Origin of the sequence: Halobacillus sp. BBL2006 (genome assembly GCF_000786645.1) — a bacterium.
Classification (GTDB): domain Bacteria; phylum Bacillota; class Bacilli; order Bacillales; family Halobacillaceae; genus Halobacillus.
This window is the reverse complement of the sequence record NZ_JRNX01000323.1, coordinates 1-2526: the sequence shown is the minus strand read 5'-3', so window position 1 is coordinate 2526 and position 2526 is coordinate 1. Positions and strand designations below refer to the sequence as shown.

Below are 2526 nucleotides of genomic sequence, written 5' to 3'. Positions count from 1 at the left end.
AAAAAAATAGTAAAATAACTTGAATGAAGCTGATGGTTATGGTATATTTACTGTCGGTGTCAATACACACGCCTTTGGATTCTTCTATAGGTTGCTCAGCTAATTGAGTTTGTAGAAGAAAATGATAAGGGCGGAGGATACTAAAATAAACCAAACAGGAGGAACTATAATGTCTGTAATTTCTATGAAACAGCTATTAGAAGCTGGTGTTCATTTTGGACACCAAACCCGTCGCTGGAATCCGAAGATGAAGAAATACATCTTCACAGAGCGTAACGGAATCTACATCATCGACCTGCAAAAAACAGTTAAGAAGGTGGATGAAGCATTTAACTACGTGAAAGATGTAGCCGCAAACGGTGGAAACATCCTATTCGTAGGTACTAAGAAACAAGCACAGGACACTGTCCGTGAAGAAGCTACACGCTGTGGCATGTACTACATCAACCAACGTTGGTTGGGTGGAACACTTACTAACTTTGAAACAATCCGCAAGCGTATCAACCGTCTTAAAGACATTGAGCGCATGGAAGAAGATGGTACTACTGACGTACTTCCTAAAAAAGAAGTTGTCGACATGCTTAAAGAAAAAGACCGTCTTGTGAAATTCCTTGGTGGTATTAAAGAAATGAATACTCTTCCAGATGCAATGTTTGTCATTGACCCTCGTAAAGAGCGCATTGCAATTGCTGAAGCACACAAACTTAACATTCCAGTGGTAGGAATCGTAGATACGAACTGTGATCCAGATGAAATCGATTATGTGATCCCAGCAAACGACGATGCGATCCGTGCCGTTAAATTGCTAACTTCTAAAATGGCAGACGCTGTACTTGAAGCTAAACAAGGTGAAGAAACAGAAACAACTGAAGAAGCTGAAGTAGAGGCTGCTACTGAGTAAGAAGACTTTAAAGGTGATAAGGGGGTATACCTTTTATCACCTTTTTTAAAACGAAAAGCTAAACTGTCTTTTATATTCTCAATAAGCGTAAGCCAAGAAATCTGGTGAAAACCATTTGTTTCACAGAATTGCTTGACTTATGACTTTGAGCGGTGAGACAGAGAAAATTAAGTGAAAACATACTTTCGTTTATTTAACAAGGAGGCTTTAAAATGGCTGTTAACGCTAAAATGGTAAAAGAACTTCGTGAAAAAACTGGTGCTGGCATGATGGATTGTAAAAAAGCACTGACTGAAACTGATGGTAACATGGAAAAAGCGGTTGACTGGTTGCGTGAGAAAGGAATTTCTAAAGCACAGAAGAAAGCTGACCGTATCGCAGCTGAAGGTTCTGCGTCAATCGAAATCTCTGGAAACACTGCTGTACTTTTCGAAGTAAACTGCGAAACAGACTTTGTTACTAAGAACGATCAGTTCAAATCTCTACTTAAAGAGCTAGGACAACACCTTCTATCTCAAAAACCTGAAACGGTTGAAGAAGCTCTTGAACAGAAGCTTCACGGTGATGGTGATGTATTGAGCAGCTATATCACAGACGTAATTGCGAAAATCGGAGAGAAGATTTCCCTTCGTCGTTTCGTAATCAAAGAGAAAACAGATAATGACGCTTTTGGTGCTTACCTTCACATGGGTGGTAACATCGGGGTTCTTACAGTACTAGAAGGTTCTACAGATGAGCAAGCAGCTAAAGATGTTGCGATGCACGTAGCAGCCGTTAACCCTCGTTATGTATCCAGTGACGAAATTCCTGAAGAAGAAGCGAATGCAGAGCGCGAAGTTCTTAAAACTCAAGCGATGAACGAAGGTAAACCTGAGAACATCGTTGAGAAAATGGTTGAGGGACGCATGAACAAGTTCTACGAAGAAGTTTGCTTGCTGCAACAAAGCTTCGTTAAAGACCCGGACCAAAAAGTTAAGAATTTCGTAGAATCTAAAGGTGGTACAATCACTGGATTCGATCGCTTTGAAGTTGGAGAGGGCATGGAAAAACGTGAAGAAAACTTCGCTGATGAAGTAATGAGCCAAGTTAAAAAATAATGATGAGTGGATATAGGGGACACCATGAGAGTGTTCCCTATTTTCAAAAATGATGCTACATAGCATGCTTTAAATACTAGTAGCAGCACAAGACAGCAAACACACACGGGAGGTTACTATGACTACTGCTCGCTATCGTCGAATTGTACTGAAACTAAGTGGGGAAGCCTTAAGTGGCGAAGCTGGTTTCGGACTAGAACCAAGTATTATTCAATCTGTTTCACGCCAAGTAAAAGAAGTTGCCGAACTCGGTGTTGAAGTTGCCGTAGTGGTCGGAGGCGGCAATATTTGGCGCGGAAAAGTAGGAAGCGAAATGGGGATGGACAGAGCTAACGCCGATTACATGGGAATGTTAGCTACTGTAATGAACTCCCTTGCTCTCCAGGATAGTTTAGAAAACCAGGGTATTCCAACCCGTGTTCAAACCTCTATAGAGATGAGACAAGTAGCTGAACCATACATTCGTAGAAAAGCCATTCGTCATCTAGAGAAGAAACGCGTTGTTATTTTTGCGGCAGGTACGGGTAA

At 41.1% G+C, this 2526-nt stretch carries 3 protein-coding genes; all 3 read left to right on the top strand.

Going from position 1 to position 2526, the window contains the following annotated elements:
* The first annotated feature begins 169 nt into the window (after positions 1–169).
* Positions 170–901 carry a 30S ribosomal protein S2 gene (rpsB, locus tag LD39_RS10295; RefSeq protein ID WP_035545944.1) on the top strand — a complete coding sequence of 244 codons (732 nt, stop codon included), beginning with the start codon at positions 170–172 and terminating at the stop codon, positions 899–901.
* 212 nt (positions 902–1113) lie between these two features.
* Positions 1114–1998: a translation elongation factor Ts gene (gene tsf / locus LD39_RS10290; protein WP_035545943.1), complete on the top strand. Its 885-nt coding sequence runs from the start codon at positions 1114–1116 to the stop codon at positions 1996–1998.
* Between the two features lie 118 nt (positions 1999–2116).
* On the top strand, positions 2117–2526 hold a 410-nt coding region (locus tag LD39_RS10285; RefSeq protein ID WP_035545941.1), incomplete at its 3' end, for a uridine monophosphate kinase.